The organism is Salegentibacter sp. BDJ18, assembly GCF_017579965.1.
Taxonomy (GTDB): Bacteria; Bacteroidota; Bacteroidia; order Flavobacteriales; family Flavobacteriaceae; genus Salegentibacter.
Map to the genome: position 1 here is coordinate 99,710 of NZ_JAFLQX010000028.1, position 19,386 is coordinate 119,095.

The 19,386-nt window shown below is 35.6% G+C and carries 17 protein-coding genes; 5 read left to right on the forward strand and 12 right to left on the reverse strand.

Going from position 1 to position 19,386, the window contains the following annotated elements; all coding sequences use genetic code 11:
* The 8 genes from J0871_RS16510 to J0871_RS16540 form a co-directional block, all read right to left on the reverse strand.
* The gene (locus tag J0871_RS16510; protein WP_208226299.1) at window positions 1–3,039 is read right to left on the reverse strand and encodes an exodeoxyribonuclease V subunit gamma; all 3,039 of its coding nucleotides are present in this window, start codon (window positions 3,037–3,039) and stop codon (window positions 1–3) included.
* A 2-nt stretch (window positions 3,040–3,041) separates the two neighbouring features.
* Complete coding sequence (gene recD, locus J0871_RS16515; protein WP_208226300.1) at window positions 3,042–4,922, reverse strand: exodeoxyribonuclease V subunit alpha; 1,881 nt, start codon at window positions 4,920–4,922, stop codon at window positions 3,042–3,044.
* Between the two features lie 155 nt (window positions 4,923–5,077).
* Window positions 5,078–6,139, reverse strand: coding sequence for a GTPase (locus J0871_RS16520; protein ID WP_208226301.1), 1,062 nt, complete (start codon window positions 6,137–6,139; stop codon window positions 5,078–5,080).
* Between the two features lie 114 nt (window positions 6,140–6,253).
* On the reverse strand, window positions 6,254–6,478 hold the full coding sequence (locus tag J0871_RS16525; RefSeq protein ID WP_208226302.1) for a hypothetical protein: 225 nt from the start codon (window positions 6,476–6,478) through the stop codon (window positions 6,254–6,256).
* Window positions 6,479–6,634: 156 nt separating this feature from the next.
* The gene (locus tag J0871_RS16530) at window positions 6,635–7,213 is read right to left on the reverse strand and encodes a hypothetical protein (RefSeq protein WP_208226303.1); all 579 of its coding nucleotides are present in this window, start codon (window positions 7,211–7,213) and stop codon (window positions 6,635–6,637) included.
* A gap of 184 nt (window positions 7,214–7,397) precedes the next feature.
* Window positions 7,398–7,733 (reverse strand): cyclic-phosphate processing receiver domain-containing protein, encoded by a 336-nt coding sequence (locus J0871_RS16535; protein ID WP_208226304.1) that lies wholly within the window; start codon window positions 7,731–7,733, stop codon window positions 7,398–7,400.
* Window positions 7,734–7,735: 2 nt separating this feature from the next.
* Window positions 7,736–7,858 (reverse strand): hypothetical protein, encoded by a 123-nt coding sequence (locus tag J0871_RS17385; RefSeq protein ID WP_262897404.1) that lies wholly within the window; start codon window positions 7,856–7,858, stop codon window positions 7,736–7,738.
* Complete coding sequence (locus tag J0871_RS16540) at window positions 7,851–8,798, reverse strand: AAA family ATPase (RefSeq protein WP_208226305.1); 948 nt, start codon at window positions 8,796–8,798, stop codon at window positions 7,851–7,853. Before J0871_RS16540 ends, J0871_RS17385 begins: the two co-directional genes overlap by 8 nt.
* Window positions 8,799–9,180: 382 nt before the next feature.
* Here J0871_RS16540 and J0871_RS16545 point away from each other — a divergent pair, with 382 nt between their 5' ends.
* The 3 genes from J0871_RS16545 to J0871_RS16555 all read left to right on the forward strand — a co-directional run bounded on the left by J0871_RS16545 (window position 9,181) and on the right by J0871_RS16555 (window position 13,477).
* Window positions 9,181–11,034, forward strand: a complete 1,854-nt coding sequence (locus J0871_RS16545; protein WP_243870531.1) for a tetratricopeptide repeat-containing sensor histidine kinase — start codon at window positions 9,181–9,183, stop codon at window positions 11,032–11,034.
* 9 nt (window positions 11,035–11,043) lie between these two features.
* Window positions 11,044–11,709 carry a response regulator gene (locus tag J0871_RS16550; protein ID WP_208226307.1) on the forward strand — a complete coding sequence of 222 codons (666 nt, stop codon included), beginning with the start codon at window positions 11,044–11,046 and terminating at the stop codon, window positions 11,707–11,709.
* 580 nt (window positions 11,710–12,289) lie between these two features.
* Window positions 12,290–13,477: a proline dehydrogenase family protein gene (locus J0871_RS16555; RefSeq protein WP_208226308.1), complete on the forward strand. Its 1,188-nt coding sequence runs from the start codon at window positions 12,290–12,292 to the stop codon at window positions 13,475–13,477.
* 141 nt (window positions 13,478–13,618) lie between these two features.
* On the opposite strand, the gene J0871_RS16560 is transcribed toward J0871_RS16555, so the two are convergent.
* A complete protein-coding gene (locus J0871_RS16560; protein WP_075327680.1) occupies window positions 13,619–13,834 on the reverse strand; it encodes a hypothetical protein in 216 nt (71 codons plus the stop codon).
* Window positions 13,835–14,166: 332 nt separating this feature from the next.
* On the opposite strand from J0871_RS16560, the gene J0871_RS16565 reads away from it, so the two are divergent.
* Window positions 14,167–15,180, forward strand: a complete 1,014-nt coding sequence (locus J0871_RS16565; protein WP_208226309.1) for a lipoate--protein ligase — start codon at window positions 14,167–14,169, stop codon at window positions 15,178–15,180.
* A gap of 73 nt (window positions 15,181–15,253) precedes the next feature.
* The gene (locus J0871_RS16570; protein ID WP_208226310.1) at window positions 15,254–15,598 is read left to right on the forward strand and encodes a cupin domain-containing protein; all 345 of its coding nucleotides are present in this window, start codon (window positions 15,254–15,256) and stop codon (window positions 15,596–15,598) included.
* A 107-nt stretch (window positions 15,599–15,705) separates the two neighbouring features.
* On the opposite strand, the gene J0871_RS16575 is transcribed toward J0871_RS16570, so the two are convergent.
* The 3 genes from J0871_RS16575 to J0871_RS16585 all read right to left on the reverse strand — a co-directional run bounded on the left by J0871_RS16575 (window position 15,706) and on the right by J0871_RS16585 (window position 18,943).
* The gene (locus J0871_RS16575) at window positions 15,706–16,137 is read right to left on the reverse strand and encodes a hypothetical protein (protein WP_208226311.1); all 432 of its coding nucleotides are present in this window, start codon (window positions 16,135–16,137) and stop codon (window positions 15,706–15,708) included.
* A gap of 90 nt (window positions 16,138–16,227) precedes the next feature.
* On the reverse strand, window positions 16,228–17,403 hold the full coding sequence (locus J0871_RS16580) for a zinc-dependent alcohol dehydrogenase (RefSeq protein ID WP_208226312.1): 1,176 nt from the start codon (window positions 17,401–17,403) through the stop codon (window positions 16,228–16,230).
* A 31-nt stretch (window positions 17,404–17,434) separates the two neighbouring features.
* Entirely contained in the window at window positions 17,435–18,943 is a 1,509-nt protein-coding gene (locus J0871_RS16585; RefSeq protein WP_208226313.1) for an FAD-dependent oxidoreductase, read from the reverse strand.
* Window positions 18,944–19,386 lie beyond the last annotated feature (443 nt).

Sequence of the window (19,386 nt, forward strand, 5' to 3'; positions counted from 1 at the left end):
TTATTTTGAATTTGCTAGTTCTACTGGTTGCATTATTAATTTGTAATTCGATTTAAAATCGTCCAAGTTATCTTCATTTTCAAAGAAGCCATCTCTATACTCTGCTTTTAGATAGTCTGAAGGAAAAAATCCGTAAGGTCTCTCAAACTTGTTATTAATTTTAATTTGCAAGTCATTTAATTCCTCTCCCAGATCATTTATGGCAAAATCAAATTCGGGCGAAAATGCTTGAATTCTTTCAAAATTCTTTAGATATAATGAGAGCCAATCCCGCAGTATTTGACGCGCTTGTTCTTTTGTCATCAAACCTGAATAGGAAATTATTTTAGCCTCTTTTTCACCTTCTTCCAGAAGAAAATAATTTAACTGACTTGCCTTATCAGCGGCTACTAAAGTTAAATACTTGAGATAGGCCGCAAGTTTATATTTAGATTTCAGCTTTGAAACTGACAAATACAATCCTTGCCCACCAAGCATTGGAATTTTACATTTTAAAATGTGATTACCGGATTCTTCAAAATAAAATGGAAGATCGAATTCTATTTCTGAAATTTCATCCGATGAGATTTCACAAAGCTTTTCAGTTAAAAGTCGAACTTTTCTTTGGGAGTCATCTACTACGATTTCTCCGGGAGTTTTAAGTGGAATCATCCCATTATTAATTAAAATCTCACGTTGTTCAACCGGATCTAATTCTACTTTCAAGTTCTGATTTAATACGGAATACTTGATATTCCACTCCTCCAGTTTATTGGGTTCAAACATCTCCCAATCTGGCATATTCACATCATCCTGATAATAAATATTTAAGACATGGTGATAATAATGTTTAAAAGGATCTTTCAAGAAGTTTTCAAGGCTAAAGAGATGAATGACTTCGGCCTTTTTCTGTGATTCTGTTGCCTTTTTACCAGTATTGAGCTTATTATCATTTCCTATCAAATAGGTGAAATAATCCTTATCCTCCACGAAATATTTTGAATTATAAGAATGTAAATGATGTTTGACCTCTTTTATCTTTGCCCCTGTCTTTTCAACATAATCCTGCAATTCATTTATCAAAGAAGATGAAGGAATTTCTGAATTATCCTTTACGTTCTGCCCAATATAGCTTAGCAGTACTTTTTGTTCAGCATTTAAAAAAGTTTCCAGAAAAGCACCTCGATCCAGGATCCTAGTTTCCGGCTTTTTGTTTTCCGGTAAGAGATCAAAACTCAGCTCCTGAGACCGGCGCGGGAATTCTTTAAAATTAAGGCCCAGGAGAGCCACCACTTTTTTAGGCATGATCATCCCAGGATATAGTCCGGAAAAGGTAATACCGCCCTGTCCTTTGAGCTGTTGCAAATCTTTATTAAGCAACTGATCTTTTAAGCGGAAAAAGAATGTTTTGAATTCAATTTTTTCCCCTGCCGAAGCTTCCATTCCTCCCAGTTCCAGCATGAGATCCAGAAAATGCTTCTGCTGCCATTCTTCCGGCTCCAGGAATTCATCGGCGATCTCCATTAATTTCGTATGCCAGTCAGCTGCACTTTGCTTTTCAGCTTTAATTTTCAGAAAATTATTAAGCAATTCCACCAGGTGATGTAATCGAAAAAGATCATTTGCCTGTTGGCCTTCAGCAATGTCTACAGGATACATTTTCTTGCCGCCTATCTCCACCGGCTCCTCGCTTCCCAGACAAAAGCCATATATGAGTCGGTTTAGCCCGTAGCTAAAGGAAGCGTAATTCGTCTCCAGCTCTTCATCGCCTTCATATTCCCTCCGGATATTGGCATCTATAAAAGCTTTTTTCAGGAGGTCCAAATCTTGAAAGTCGAAGCTCTTTTGAATAGGCTGCATTTCCAGCAGATTAAACACTCCAGGGGCGGTGAAATCCTCCTTTTCAAAAGACAATACCTGCTCCAGGGCAGTCCAGAAACTTTCTTCCCGGCTGTATCCACGGCTGACCAATGTATATGGAAATTTATAAGGAGCCGAATCAAAGACCGTCTTTATAGCAGAAATGTAGGGATCCAGGGAAGGCATACACACCATAATATCGCGTGCACCCAATTTTCCTTCACTCTCATCTACTGTTTTAACCAGGTAATTGTAAAGAGCCTCTACTTCCCTAACGCGTGTAAAGGAATTATATATGAGAATGGAGTCATCCTTAGGAAGTTCTTTAGAAATGCTATCTGTTAGAATATCTTTCTGGATCCTTCCAAGAAGATTATCGGCTTCCGGAAGTGTTGGGTTTTCCGGTAAATTCCCTAACTGATTTAATTGGTTATTTGTTCTTGTAAGATGATCCCCCCAATTCTGGGCCAGCGGATTTTCTTTATGATCAAACCTGAGATGTGTGCGATAAATATGAAGTCGGAAATTTTCCACTTCAGCGAGGGCCTTTAAATATTTGAGATGTAGCGGACTTATCTCAAGATTTCCGAATAAGTACAGAGAATGAAATTTTTCAAGAACTTTAGGATTCCGTCTTAAAAGTATCTCGAATTGTGCAGGCGATATTTGCAGTTGTTCAAATTCGCATTTTTCAAACAACCAGAGTTGCCATTCAAGATCTTCTTTATCCGTCGATTCTTTCCACCTTCCTTCCGGATCAAACTCCAGGTAATCTTCAAACAATCCGGCAAGCTTTTGAGCCAGGGCAAGCCGTTTGATTTCATCTTCCCCGCAGTAAGTTTTTATCTTTTGAAATAGGTTTTTAAATTCAGCTTTTCCCATTTCTGAAAACAATTTCCAAATGAACTTTTCTTTTCTCGGCTTATCTTTTGTGGTGGGATCCAAAGAACCGATTAGTTTCTTAAAAAAGGAATTAAGGTTATACTGCTCCAGGTTAGCAATAAACCCCAGTTCCTCCGCCAGCTTTTCTTTTAACCATTGATGTTGGGCTTTATTGGGAGTAATGATATGTACCGGCTGGAAAACAAGCTCTGAATCCCTGAAAGTAGCCTTAATATGAGTGGCGAGTTCTCCTGCAAGTTCTGTATTGGAATTAGCGGTAAAAAATTTAGCCTGAGCCATTAGTACTTCTTTTTGCATGATTAGATCCTGTTAGTTATTCCCGATGCTCTCATCACCCTGCCTTCAGAAGCTTTCAGGATGATCTCTTTCGTACCCTGAATTTTCAGTTTTTCTTTTGCTCTGGTAATTCCAGTGTAAAGCAGTTCCCGGGTTAGCAATGGTAATTCCTCCGATTTTGGCATTACCAGTAGCACCTTTTCAAATTCAGAACCCTGACTCTTATGTACGGTCATTGCGAAAACCGTTTCTACATCGGTTAAAAGTCCGGGAGAAAAACTTCTGACCTTTTTATCTACTGCTTCTTTACTCTCAGCACCGTCAGCTCCAGTTTCTGTTTTTTTCCTCTCATCATCCAGCTGTTTCTCTTCGTCCAGGAACCAAATCCTCATTTTTCCATCTTTATCCTTTCGAACAATTCCAACGTCTCCATTAAAGAGATTAAGGTCGGAATGATTACGGGTAACTATTACAGGACGGTTCTCGTAAAAAACCTGGGAAAGGTTGATCTTTCCTTTTTTTGCAAGATATTTTTCAACCCTTGCATTCAATCCGGCAACACCTTGATTTCCTTCCCTTATCACGGCAAGGATGCGAAGTTCATTTAATTTTTCTATTGCTGTAGCCACATCCTTTTCGGATATATAAGCTTCAAAACCTTTTATGAAATTTTCACAAATACTCTCCTTATATTCCTGGTCTACAATTATGGCTTTTTCATCCCTATTCCCATCGAAAAATTTTTCAATAGTGGGTATATCGTTAGAGATCATTGCCTTACTTAGATCACCTAACTCAGGTTTTTTCACAAAACGGTAGGAATGCTGCAACTCCACCAAATGATCCTGCAGTAGTTCATCCTCCTTAGGATTGGATTTTAGATCAAGCTGCGGCAGTATTCCTTTTAGATCAGGGAAAATATTTTCTGAAAAATGATTTTTATTTTTCACCGTATTACAAAGATCTCCAAGTAAACTCCCCGCCTCCACGGAAGCCAACTGATTCTGGTCTCCCAGGAGTATCAGTCTAGTTTCCGGTGAAACTGCAGCTATAAGTTTAGCAAATAAGGCAACATCTATCATAGAAGCTTCATCAACGATAATTACATCGGCTTCCACTGGATTTTCACTGTTGCGTTTAAAGTACGGTGATTGATGTTTATACTCCAGTAACCTATGGATGGTATATGGTTTTAATTCTGATATGTCCTTTCTAAATTCCGACGGCACCATTGCATTATTTGCCAAGGATTCTTTCATCCGCATCGCAGCTTTTCCAGTGGGTGCAGCCAGCTTAACAATCAGTTTAGGATTTTCCTCATACAGCAGACTCAGCACCTTGGCCACAGTAGTAGTCTTCCCGGTTCCCGGTCCTCCGGTGATGATGGTGAAGTTATTGAGATAAGCTATCGCCGAAGCCAGTAGCTGCCAGTCGGTCCCCACTTCTACTGAAGTTTCCTTGCCCTCCACAAGTCTAGCTAATTGAGGGGAAGCTTTAAGATCTTTTAATCTTTCTTGCCGGTCTAACTTACCTTTTGAAATCAGGCTGTTGATACTCTCAATTATCTGCGTTTCATAATTAAAATAGCGGGTAATATAGAAATTATCACCGTGCAGGATGAACGGCTTCTTTACATCGTTCTCGCTACCAACCAAATCTGAGATCCCATTTCCATCCGCTATTTGACTTTTAAGATCTTCAGAACTAAGATCTGAAAGATGAAACTCCCGCCACTCTTCCAAAGAATCCTCTTGTTGTTCTGTCTCTCCTTCTCTTATTTCATTTAGATCAAGGCAAATACTACCTTGAGCCAGTTTTTTTGATACCGCATAGGCGTATGGTTGAATTGACTTTTCTTCTTTTTTTTTGAAGAAATTGGCGAAGTGATGATGGGTATTGAACATTGATTTATTAATAATAATCAAGAAACTTGAACAAAATTTAAGATTGGTATAAATTTCTCTATTCAATTTCCACCAACCTTAAATCTTTTTTACTTAAAATTTAAATACAATTCAATTACTCTCTTAAAAAGTATATAGAAAATTGTATTGAATTCTTAATTTTTCTTCAACTCAATTTCTAAGATTTCTTTCGCAATTTCATGACATTGCTCTAAATAAGAAGATCCAGCTGCCTTTGTAATTGCAAACCCCACACTTGCGGCAACAGCTGGCCCTACAAAAGGAATATATTTAGAAATTTGCTTAGTTGCTGTTTTTGAAGCAAACCTTTTTAACAACAATAGGACCCCTTGTTTACCAGCTAATTTTAAAATACTATTAGCCGCATGTAAAGCTGATGGGGAAAAGAGTTTATATTTACTGAGACTTTCTTCTGTTAAACCATAAGTATTTCGAAGCTTTTTGAAAAGTGATAACAATGCGCTAACATCTATACTCACGTCTAAACCTGGAACGGGGTTGATACCATTAGCGGCAGATAATCCGGCATATAAAACAACCATCCTTTCTGCTTCTTTTTTCTTTTTTTCTAGAAATTCAAAAGAATAGGCTTTAGTCGATGTGACCCACCGAGATCTTTTTGATTCATTCAAGCTGCGGAAAATTGCATTTTGAAGTTTATCAAATCCAAAATTGTCCCTCCCACTTGTAAAAATTATTTCTTCACCATAAGAGCCGATTTGATTATTCAAATCTTTAACTATAGCCTCTGTTAGTACTTCAAAGGTTTTATTCGAATCCCAAATCGTATCACATTTATTTCTGACAAATATGCATTTTTTACCATGCTCCTTTAGAAGAGTAAAAAATTCTGCATTTTCTTTAGATAACTTCCCTTCAAAAACGCAAATAAATATATCAAAGTCTTCGAGAATACGAAACTTCTCTAGATATTCTTCTGCCGGAAATTTTTTGGTATTATACCCTGGTAAATCTGTAAGGAAGATTCCCTCCCACTCATAATTTTGCTTTTTAGTTGTTGTATCAGTTTTAACATCAACTTTAGCCAGTTCCTTTCCCGTTAGCTTATTTATGATGGTCGATTTTCCAGCCCCAGAATGTCCAAATAAAGCAACTGAGACTTTTTCATTTTCAATCCTATCTATTTCCTCTCGAATTAATTTTGCTTGTTCAAGAATGTCAATTTGTGTTTCCATTGGTTTAATCTTTATTATTAATTGTTAATTACATTATTATTTTTTCTTCTTCTTCTAAATATTTTAATTTTTTATTCCAATCTGGGCCGATTGAGATTATACCCATTGCAGCCATTAGTTTAAATTCTCAACTATGAATCCTTGATAATTAAAGTATCCGCCACCTAAATTAAAATCAATAAGTGAAATGTTCGATTTTTGAATTAAAGGAATGTATAAAAGCTGACAGCCTTTATATAAAGATTGGATTTCAGGATTCTCTTTTGCTAACCCTACGATTTGTTGATGCAAAAGAAGAGCTCCTTCAGAAATTTCTGAATAGGTTGAAGCTAGCTTCATGTTCTGGTTTGGTTATTTAGGGATTTTGAGGGTAGGGACTTAAAATCTTGTTAAATATAAAATTAATTTTAAGGATTTATTATGGGAATCCGCATTTTTTATTGAATTAATTCCGATACCATTGAATATTAATTAATTACCATTATTTCTTTTTATTTAATCATCCATTCCTATAATGGCATTCCATAAACTAACTCCTGCTGCAAAAATGAGGGTTCCCTGGTTAACTTTAAAATGATTGGGAATCCATTGGCTCAATATATAGAGAACCACCACCAGGATCACGAAAATACCGGTAAAGAGAAACAGAAACTTCCAAATGCCTTTCAAAGTTCCATAATTCGTCCAGAAGATCAATTGCCAACCTGAAGGGTATTTTGTTCCAGAATTGTCAATATTCCAAACTTTCGTCACCGGCCCTTCTTCGTATTCCTTATATAAAATCTTGTTTACTTTTTTCGAAGCAGGCTTACTTTTTAAACTCGTTTCTATAAACTGCACCAAAGCTTTTAAAAGCTGCAAAATTCCAAGAAGAACCAGTAAAAGAACACATAAGACTAATTGAAATAACATGCCGATGAATAAAAAATCTTTTTCAACAGATCCGGGCTGGGTTTTCCTTTGTGCTGAAGAAACCGCGTTCACCCATTTCTCCGCTTCCAGAGTATATCGAAGATTCGTTACTGCAGAATTATCATTTGGCCTCCACTTAAAACCATTATTAGACATTGGCATAATAAAGATCTTTAACGATTACAAACCTAATAGACTTTCAATTAAGTTATTACAACTGTAAAACTAAAATACAAAAGCGTCAATATGTGTCGTTAAAAAATAAAAGTGACAGAACTACAAATTGGGATTCTATTCATCCTGGAAATTTCATTTACCTATTATAGTTTATTAGTATATACCTCAATTACTTTTCCTTTAAAAATCTAATGTAGTTGCTCAACAATTCCCTAATCTGCTCCGCCGCTACAGGATTGGCAGAATGCACTTTAAAACGTAATCTACGAAGATCTAAATTCGATTCGTATACTAACCACTTGGCAGCAGCATATCCATCCGGGGCCACTTCTCCATTTTCATTCAATCCCAGATCATTATCAAAGCTGATAAAATCCGGAAGACCGTTTTGTTTTATGTACTTTACAAAATCAGCATAATTCCTTACCACAATAAAATCTTTGGTTTCAATTGTATCATATACCATTTTTGGAATACGAATATCATCTAGAAATAACTTTTTCATACTTACTTAAACCCTACAGCTTTTCGATCTGGCACTTTATATTGCTCCTCCTCAGTTATATTAAAAATTTCGGCCAGTGTCATTGCTTCATTCACATTATAATCTACCCCCTGCTCCTTAATCAATGTAGTAGCTTTTACCAGGCAAGGCTTTAAATTCGTAAGCCGACTTCAACCTTCCCTTTCGTTTAAGAGCTGGATCTATATTTCTCACATCGGTATTAAAAGTTGCAATGATTTGTATTCCCAGGGACTCCCCTAGAATTCCGTCGGTAATATTAAGTATCATGGATAAATTGGAATTGCGCTGACCTTCCCTGGAAACAATCAGTTCTTCTGCATCTTCTATTACCAGTATTGAATTTGCATTTCCCATCAGGTATCTAATCATTGCTACATTGTCTAAATTCTGTGCCATTTGCCCGGGTAGAAATACTATTTCCTTTTTTAATAAACCACATAAATATCGAATGTAGGTGCTTTTTCCAGTACCGGGTTTACCGTAAAGTAAGTGAAGTCCACTTTTATTTTCTTCTCTAAGAATTTGAATAATTTGGTTATGAAAAGTTTCAAAATCATCATTGTACATTTTATAGAGATCAATTTCAGGCTTTTCAAAGTTAATTTTCTTGTTATCCAGGCCTCTTGGTTGACTTATTATTAAATTTATAGAAGGTTTATTCTTTTCTTCTATGATTAATTTCTTAGTGAAATCTATAATCTCACTTAATAACTCACAGGTTTCGTTTTGGAATAATATATATATTTCATCACTATCCTGAATTACTAAGATCTCCTGGTCCAGCACATATACAAAGTCATTTTTAAAGTCGCTATTCTTTGACACTTTCTTAAAGTGATATCCTAAAATATAATCTTGAAAACGCTTAGGGAAATCTAAATGAAATTCCTCCATATTTACTTCCTTGTAAGAATACCGACTGGGCACTTTTCCAAAATACCCAATAAACAGCGTATCTATATCCAAATCACCCCACTTATCAAAAAGTGAGCTTAAATTAAATCCCGGTAGAAATTTCGGTTCCTTATTTTTCTTATAGTTCATAGTAATTCCACTTTCGGTTCTGAAATCAGAATAAGATTCCGCTTCGTCCTTTAATTTTCCTTTACCCCTACATATTGGAAAAGTCACAGACTGAAGCGGATCTATTCTTAACATTAAACAACACGAAGCAATTAACTTCGCTACTTATATTTTCAAAGATGAAAGGAAAGGACGCCAAACTATGACGCGAGAGTATTAATGTTGAAAACAATTACTACTATACACCTGCAAAACATCAGCAGACGCTAATTAATTTAATATGTTAGGCCGCTATTTTTTAGCGGCTTTTTTTATTTATTTTCGCTTTATGAACCCACGTCCCCTTCTTCATATTTATAGCATTTTATATTTCCTGCTTTTATCCTCTTGCAGCAATGAAAAGATGTCTTCTGAATCTTATAAACAAAGCAGGGCAGATTCTTCATTTTCCTTTTTTGAAAAAGGAAAAAATTCCAAAGAAATCAGGGATAAGATCGCTAATTTCAATAAGGCACTTCAAAGCAACACGGATAAAAATGATACCCTAATTCCCGATCTCCTGGACTATAAAATTTATTATCATATAAAATTAAAGGAATATGATAGCTCGCTTTATTTTGCAGACTCTCTTATAACTACCGCTAAGGCACAAAGTGATTCAAATTATATTGCAACAGGATACTACAGGAAATCCGCAATTTTTGATTACTTAAATAGCGATGAGGAAGTTTTTGAAAATGCTTATAAAGCGCGGCAACTCTATTTAAAAATTGGCGACACTGCCGATGCCGGACGAAGAACTACTGAAATGGCCATTGCACAAAGTCAATTGACCGATCATACCGGGGCTCAGCAAACTGCCACCGAGGCTTTAGGGTATCTTGCCAATGAAGATTCTACCTTTGTAAGCAGCGCTTATAATACCATTGCAACTGCCTACCGTAACCAGGGGTTTTATCAGGATGCCATAACCGAATGGCGAAATGCACTTAACTATGCTGTTACAACCAGAGATAGCCTGAGCAACCTGAATAATATTGCGCTTGCTCTTCAGGATCAAAAAAAATACGACGAGGCTATAAAAATTTTTGAAAGGATTATCGAAAGATCCAATTCAATAAGTATTCTTTCTAAAGCCAGGTTTGTGGATAATCTTGCCTATACAAAATGGTTACAGGATTCTTCGGCCAAAGTCAGGGACGAGCTACTGGAAGCTACGAATATTAGGCGGGAACAGAATGATAAGAATGGTCTTCTAGCCAGTTATGATCATCTTGGAGATTATTACCGAAATAAGGATTCCCAAATTTCAAAACTGTATGCCGATAGCTTATTATTAGCCGCTAAGGATATTAATAGTAAGAATGCCGAGCTTACCGCTATAGAAAAATTAATTCAACTTTCTTCTTTAGAAAAAGCCAGGGATTTATCTAATCGTTATATACAACTTAATGACAGTATAAAAGCTGAAAATATTCAGTCAAAAAATCTCTTCGCTAAGATTAGGTTCGATGAGGAACAAAAGCAAAAAGAAATTAATAATCTTGAGGCTGAAAAAATAAAACAACTACTGGAAACAGAAGAACTTAAGAGTCAAATCATCATTCTCTCCCTTGGAGGATTATTGCTTATAGTATCTGGTGGATTCGGATTTTTCTACCTGAGACAAAAGCACTTGAAAGAAAAGATTCGCGAAACCCATAAAACGGAAACCAGAATTTCCAAAAAAATTCACGATGAGTTGGCCAATGACGTTTATAATGTGATGAGTAGTTTGGAAGCAATTGCACCTGCAGCAACGATGGACAGAATTGAACACATTTACAAGCTTACCCGAAATATTTCCAGGGAAAACAATGAAATTAATACCGGTGAGGGATACCTCGATCAACTCGTAGCATTACTCTCTTCAATTTGTCCTAAAGATGCCAGGCTTATTTTAAGCGGTGAAAAAAGCATTGCCTGGAATGATTTAAATATCGAGAAAAAGCTTGTGATTTATAGGGTGTTGCAGGAGATCATGATCAATATGAATAAACACAGCAAAGCAAGTTTGGTGGCGATTATATTTTCTTCTGAAAAGAATCTATTAAAAATTCAATATTCCGATAACGGGATTGGAGTTAAAAAAGAAAGCTTAATATCAGGGAATGGGGTTCAAAATATGGAAAACCGTATTTTTTCTATAAATGGAAAACTTAAATTTGAGACCGAACAGGAAAGAGGATTAAAAATTCTCATCCAAATTCCAATATAGATTAAGGCTATGTTTAAAAAGGTATTAGTTGCAGAAGATATGGACAGCATTAATCACGCTGTAGCATCTATTTTAAATGAATTGAATATTCCGGAAATAACTCACGCGCAATACTGTGACAAAGCCTGGCTTTTGGCCAAAAAAGCTTCTCAAAATAACGAACCTTTTGATTTACTTATCTGCGATCTTTCATTTAAAAAAGATTATTGGGATGAAAAGATCAAATCAGGAAAAGAATTGATCGCCCTCTTAAAATCTGAATATCCCGATCTTAAAGTTCTTGTAAATTCTATTGAAGATTATCCCCAAACAGTAAAAGAATTATGGGAATCTGGTAATATAGACGGCTATGTTTGTAAAGATCGCAGGGGATTAAAAGAACTAAAAATAGCGATCGAAAAACTATGGAAAGGGGAAACTTATAATTCCCCAACAATAGAAAAGGCTTTAAACCAAAATAATTTATTAGTTCTAAACGATTTTGAGATCAATATCGTGAAATTTCTATCTAACGGACTTACCCAGGATCAAATGCAAGAGGAATTAAAGATTCTTCATATAAAACCCAGCAGTAAAAGTGCGATTGAAAAAAGATTAAAAGATTTGAGAGATGAGTTCAATGCCAACACAAATCCTCATTTGGTTTCCATAATGAAAGATCTCCAACTGATATAATATTTAAAATTAGGTAAATATGTTTAATTTATTTTAGAGAAGAATGGTGCATTTTAAGCTGAGATAACTGGAAAACTTGAGTTGAAACGTTAAAATTTGTTAAAGCGAGACCAATTCGGTGACCAATAAAATTTGACCCTTTGGAAGGCCCTGAAAACACCATAAAACTAAAATTTAGGTCGTTCCCTCCGACTCCACTTTTTACATTTCAAAATGTATCAAAAACCCCGAAATCCCAGGATTTACGGGGTTTTTTGTTTATCCCTCCAATTTACACAGTAGAAAATGGCCTAAAATTAACTGTCTTTTTTATTACGCAATTCTATTCTTAATTTGTTTAAATTGAGTTTTTGCTAATATTATTTTACAGTTTTGGCTTCAGATCTTAGAAAGCCTTTCCTTGCTTGGCTACTAATTTTATATATCCATTCATAAATTCCTTAACAATTTAAAAAGAACCTTAACTGTTTTAATACCTTTATTCGCACGAATCTGAACCCTTTTGAGTATTACCGGGAAAGTGGGTTAAAATTTATCTAAAGCACTTTTAGCTATCTGGTTTAAGAGTTAGTTTTAGGCTATGATTGAGAAAAAAATATTTAACGATACCGAAACCGCATTTAGATTAAAAACAGATTTAGAACTTAATAGAGCGCTGCTTCTCTTTAATGTAATGGGAATTCCTTCATTAATTAAACCTGGAATTTTATTGACCAAATTCTCTTTAAAGGCAAGACTTCCTATACAACCATTAATAAAAAGTACCATTTTTGACCAGTTTTGCGCAGGCACCAGCAAAGATGATTGCAAACCGGTAATTAAAGAAATGCACCAGGTAAACCTCTCCAGCATTCTTGATTATTCTGTGGAAGGTAAAAAGACAGAAGAAGAATTTGATGCCGCCTTCCGGGTAAAAAAAGACCTCATCAAATTTGCGCAAGAAGAAACCGAAATACCTTTCGCGATTTTTAAACCTACGGCCCTGGGGAGTTTCGAAATTTGGCATAAGCTTAGTTCTCATATTAATCTCAATGAGGAAGAAAAAGTAGAATGGCAAAAAACAAAAGCCCGGGTGGAAGACCTTTGTGAAGAAGCTTACAAGCAAAATGTACGTTTATATGCTGATGCTGAGGAAAGTTGGATGCAGGATGCCGCTGATGATCTTATGGAAGAGATGATGGAAAAGTACAATAAAGATAAAGCTGTTATTTATAATACTTTTCAATGCTACCGCTGGGATCGGCTGGATTACCTTAAAGCATTGCATAAAAAAGCAAATGAAAAAGGTTTTAAAATTGGCGCCAAGATTGTACGAGGTGCTTATATGGAGAAGGAAAATAAACGTGCAAAAAAATACGGTAAGAAATCTCCCATTTGCGAAAGCAAAAAAGTTACCGATCTTAACTTTAATAATGTGATGACGTATTGTTTAGACAATATTGATGATATAGCTGTTTTTATTGGAACACATAACGAAATGAGTAACTATTTGGCTTTACAGGCTATGGAAGACCAGGGAATACCCAAAGATGATCCCAGGGTATGGTTTAGCCAGCTTTATGGTATGAGTGACCAAATTAGTTATAATCTGGCAAGTAAGGATTATAATACAGCCAAGTTAGTACCTTTTGGCCCCGTTAAAGAAGTAGTTCCTTATTTATTGCGAAGGGCCGAAGAAAATTCTTCTGTTGAAGGGCAAACAAACCGGGAACTTAATTTACTGCAGTGCGAAAAGAAAAGAAGAAAACTGGTTTTAGAAACTAATTAGGATTCATTTTCTAAAAAAATTGAAACAAAAAACCCCGAAATCCTAAGATTTACGGGGTTTTGTTTTTAAGACGATAAATGGGAAAAATCCTGAAAAAATATTCCATTTATCAATTCTTTTCTTTCAAATTTTAAAAAGCGATTAATCAACTTTAATATCTGGAATCTCTTTCATTTTTCCGTTCTCAGATTTTCCTAAAACAATCACCTCTTTGCTCTCCTTGTACTCCTCTATAGCAAGCAGTAGCTGTTCTTTGGTATCTCTTCTAATCTTGATACCGCTTCGTTGGTTCTTATTCCGGACTTCAATATAATATCCATCTCTCAAATCTTTAGCTTTTGTGGAAGGTCTGCCCATAGTCAATTTTTAAATATAAAATAGTAAATATTTTCGTTCTGTTACCAAAAACCGGTAAGATAATTAATTTTTACTACATGGTTAAGCTTAGAAGTTTGAAAACGAAGCTAACATCTAAAAAAAATTCATTTTTTACGGAAATTTGAAAAATTCTACCACCTTTCGAGACTTTTAAAATCTCGATTTTCGAAAAACTTTAGTTTTAAATATGATTTCAATCATTAACCTTCCTTTATTATAGCTGTTACTTTGTTACCGAATTAAAATTGAAATAAAACCCGAAAATATTTCTAAATTGAAGAATCACACTTTTGGTAATTAAAAATTGAAAAATGGTTTTTATAGATAACGAAGGAATTAATGATCCCACGATAAACCTCGCATTGGAGGAATATGCATTGCGCAATTTTAATCCTGAAAATGATTACTTATTATTTTATATAAATGAACCTTCTATTATAATTGGTCGAAACCAAAATACCCTGGAAGAAATTAATTTTGATTATGTAGAAGAAAACAAACTTCACGTGGTGAGAAGAGTTTCTGGCGGAGGTGCCGTATATCACGATTTTGGCAATTTAAACTTCAGTTTTATCACAAATCACGATGTAAAAAGCTTAAATAACTTTGCGAAATTTACCGAGCCGGTGATAAAAATTCTTAGAAAAATGGGAATTCCAGCCGAATTAAAAGGCCGGAATGATGTGCTGGCAAACGACAAAAAGATTTCAGGAAATGCACAGTTTTCTACGGGAAAAAGAATGTTGCATCACGGCACTCTCCTGCTGGATAGTGATCTGGAAGAAGTTGTAAAAGCCCTGAATGTAAAAATGACCAAAATTCAATCTAAAGGACACAAATCCAGCCGTAGCCGGGTAGCAAACATTAGTGAATTCCTCTCAAAAAAAATGGAAATTGAAGAGTTTAGAGCATTAATTCTTAAGGGACTATATAACGAAAGCGAAGATTTTAAAACCTATCATCTCTCTGCCGAAGAATGGAAAGCAGTTCACGCCCTAAAAGATGAAAAATATGGAACCTGGGAATGGAACTATGGTAAGTCGCCTAAATTCAATATTCAGCGCAGTAAACGTTTTCCTGTAGGAGAAATTGATCTTAGGATTTATGTAGAAAAAGGGGAAATAATAAATTTTAAAATCTATGGAGATTTCTTCGGAAAAGAACCCGTAAAACAGCTGGAGAATCTTTTACTGGGCGCGCGATATGACCGGCAGGAAATCAATAAATTACTGGAACCGGTAATAATAGAAGATTATTTTGGTGCCCTCCCAAAGCCCGATTTCTTAGAACTGGTATATGGAAACGATGAAGTTGAAAATTCCTAAAGTATCCTCAACTAGCTCGCAGCCTGAGCCCAACTAACGAAAAAATTAAAGAAAAAATTAAAATCTATTAAAAATGAAGAAAGCATCATTAATTAAAAATCTAGAATACAGCGAAAAGTCTCCTGCGGTAAAAGTACTTTTTGAGACCGAAGTGAGTAAAGAAATAAGAATAGCCTTTAAAACAGGCCAGGGACTTAAAGAACATAAAACTCCATTTCCTATCGTGGTAGAAATTTTTGAAGGAACTATTGATTTTGGGGTCAATGGAGAAAAACAAACTTTAGAAAAAGGAGATTTAGTTGCCCTGGATGGCAATGTACCCCACGATCTAAAAGCCAGGGAAAACAGTATTGTAAGACTAAGCCTTACAAAAGCAGATACTACCCAACGGGTTGAGAATGTGGCAAAAAATTCCTGATTTTTGAAAGAATAAGCTGCTCCATAGTATTCAATCTAGATTATAGAGTAAAACAATTAATACAGGTATTTCATTAAAATTCTTTGTATTAATTGTTTCATTTTAAATTACCTGCGATGCCATCTTTTAGAAAACCACCAGATTGCAGCGTGAATAAAGGCCGTCATTCCGCAAATAAGCAGAATATTCCTCATTGCCATAAAGCTTATATTTCCTCTAAAAGATTCTCCCAGAGACCATAATTCAAGTTCTGCCCCCTTATTTACATAAACGCCTAAAATGATAAAAGCGCTAATAGCAATAAGATAATCTATTATAAAAAGTATATGATTAGCATATTTCCACCTAAAATAAATAGCAGGGCCGGTGATTAAAAGCCATCCACACCATATACTAATTTGAAAATTCTGAATCGCTTGTTTTGAAGTTTCCGCAGTAGGACTTGCTGAGAACACCTCTTCCAGTTTGAATAAGAAAAAAGCCATTATACAAAATCCAAAAAAGGCAAACCCCCAGTTAATTACTTTATCAAAAGCCATAAAAGTCAATTCTCAAAAAAATTAAAGAAAAAAAACAGGCCTTCTGCAAGTAAAAACCACGAAAAAGGCCTGATAGAAAAATATGAATAATTAGGGTGTAAGTACAACCTTTACACATTTATCTTCTTTCTTCTTAAATAGATCGTAGGCTTTTGGGGCCTCGTCCAACTTCATTCTATGGGTAATTATAAAACTTGGGTCAATAAGTCCTTCATCTACTTTATCTAATAGCGGTTTTAAATAACGCTGTACATGAGTTTGTCCCATTTTAAAAGTCAGCGCTTTATTCATCGCAGCGCCAAACGGAATCTCGTTAACCATACCAATATAAACCCCCGGAATAGATACTGTACCGGCTTTCTTACAACTCATCATAATTTGTTGTAGCACATAAGGTCTTGACATTGGCAACTGAAGAACTTCCTTGGTTTTATCTACCGCCTTTCCAATAAGCGTGTCTCCGTGAGCCTCTGCTCCTACTGCATCAATACAGGAATCAGGGCCTTTTCCGTTGGTTATTTCCATAAGTTTTTCATAAACATCATCCCTATCGGTTGTTCTAATAAGTTCAACCCTGGAATGTTTTTTCGCCATATCTAACCTTTCTGCAACTGAATCTATGGCGATTACCCTTTCGGCGCCCAGCATAAACGCACTTTGAATAGCAAATTGTCCAACGGGACCACAACCCCAAATAGCCACGGTATCTCCTCTTTTAATATCGGCATTTTCTGCTGCCATATAGCCAGTGGGAAAGATATCAGATAAAAAAAGTGATTGGTCATCACTTAAGGTGGAAGGTACTTTTATAGGGCCAACATCAGCATAAGGAACTCTTACATATTCTGCCTGGCCACCATCAAAGCCACCAAGCATATGGGAATATCCAAAAATTCCTGAAATAGAATGTCCCAAATTCGCTTTAGCTTTTTCCGGATTCGGATTAGAATTGTCACATAAACTGTAAAGGGTATCATCACAATACTCACAATTTCCACAGGCAATGGTAAAAGGTACCACTACCCTGTCTCCAACTTTAAACTTTTTTACTTCCCGGCCGGCTTCCACTACTTCGCCCATAAATTCGTGACCTAAAATATCACCTTTTTCCATAGTAGGAACCATTCCATCTACAATGTGAAGGTCTGACCCGCAAATTGCAGTAGAAGTTATTTTAAGAATAACATCTGTAGGTTCTTTGATTTTAGGATCGGGGACAGTGTCTATTCTAACGTCGTTTCTTCCGTGCCAAACTAATGCTTTCATAATTTTTCAATGTTTGTTGGTTATTATTTATTTAATTTTTGTCATTTATTCTCGGGAGAGCATCCATAGCGGGGCCTTCAATAACTTCTCCAGATGGAGTAAACCTGCTCCCGTGGCAGGGACAATCCCAGGATTTTTCCAAATCGTTCCAATGAATTACGCAGCCTAAATGGGTACAACTGGCCGATACTATCTCATATTGGTTATTTGCGTCCCGGGAAACTCCAAACTTCTTACCTTCAATCTCCACTATTCTACCTTCTCCAACATTTAGCTGCTCAATTTCTTCAGTAGAACTTCCCAGGATATGATCTTTGAAAAATTCTTTCGCAACATTCAGGTTTTCCCTGATAAAAGATTTTGAAGATTTTACAGGATTAACCCTTAATGGATCAAAGACGTCTTCATATTCATTTTTCTTATTGGTAATTAAATCGGTAATAATTTTTCCGGCAAGGCTTCCATAGATCAATCCGTCTGTAGAAAAACCGGTAGCTATAAATTCATCTTTATGGATACTTTTTCTTCCTATTGAAGGTAGAAGATCTGCGGGTTTGTAATTTTGTCCGCCCCAGAAATGAGTAAGTTTCTCTACCGGAAATTTTTCCTCTAAATACTTTACCAGGGAATCCATTAATGCGGAATTATTCTCAGACTGGCCAACTTTATAAGATTTACCCACCGCCATCACGTAAGATTTTCCATTCCGATTATAAGAGCGGAAAGAGTATTTTTCTTTGCCTTTGTATTCCCAGAAAATCCCCTGCAGATAATCATCAGTTTTCAAGCTTGCGGCTACCGCATATTCGCGGTAAGGGCCCAAAGTAGTATCAAACTTTATATCCACGCCCTTAGAACTGTGCGCGGCGTGTACCAAATATTTACTGGAAACATTGCCATTAGTGATTTTTAAATTGTAATCTCCATGTTCCAGTTTTTCAATTTCTTCAACTTTTGAATCCTGAAAAATCTGGCACTCTTTTGAGTTGATCTTATAGGCCAATTGATTCACATATAAAAAAGGATTAAACTGTGCCTGATCGGGATATTTTAGGATTTTAGTGGCTTCAAAAGAAAACTTCTCAGGAGAAACGTCTTCAAGAGAAACTCCCAGTTTGGACGAAACCGAAATTTCTTTCTCAATTTTATCGGCATTATCCGTAGAGAAAAGATATATGGGTTGCCTTTTGAAATCACAGTCCAGCGCTTCCTCGTGAATAATTTTTTCTATAATTCCTATAGCTGAAGTTCGCGCTTTTAGTACTTTTTTAATAGTCGTTTCATCATATTTAGAATCTAGCGAAGAAAGTAATTCGGCTACTGTATGATAAAGGTTTCCCGTGCTATGCCCGGTAGTGCCCATTCCAATCTTTCCGGCATCGAGAACCGCAACTTTTAAACCAGCTTTTTTAAGAAAATAAGCGGTAGAAATCCCGGTAATTCCCCCTCCAATTATACTTACATCTACTTGAAGATTATCTTTTAGAACCGGAAATTCATGCACTGTTTCAAAAGAATTCCAGATGGTATTTGAAATCATATTTTTTAGGTTTTAAAATTAAATTCCAGGCAGGTAATCAGTTTTCAGAAATTGAATTACCACACTGTAAACACCTTGTAAATAGGGATTAAGAAAGGCTACATTATAAAATTAGAAAGGAGAAGGAATAATTTATACTAATTTCTGGCAAAACCTTTGTTAATAATCCACGGGAAAGAAATAGGTCTTAAAACAAGCTTAAGAACCAGTAATATCTACGCTGAAGTAATTTTTTCCTTCCGAATAAATGTTAAACGAAAACCAGATTTCTAAATTTTCTTATTAATTTTTTCCTATCGAAGAAAATGCTGGAAGGATGATTATTTCTGAAGATTACGTTCTTCATCGAAAATTTCCAGACAAAAAGACTTTAGTATTTATCTAATATAAGCAACAGACTTACTATTTGAAACTATAGGGAAATTACGAACTGGGGATGGTTA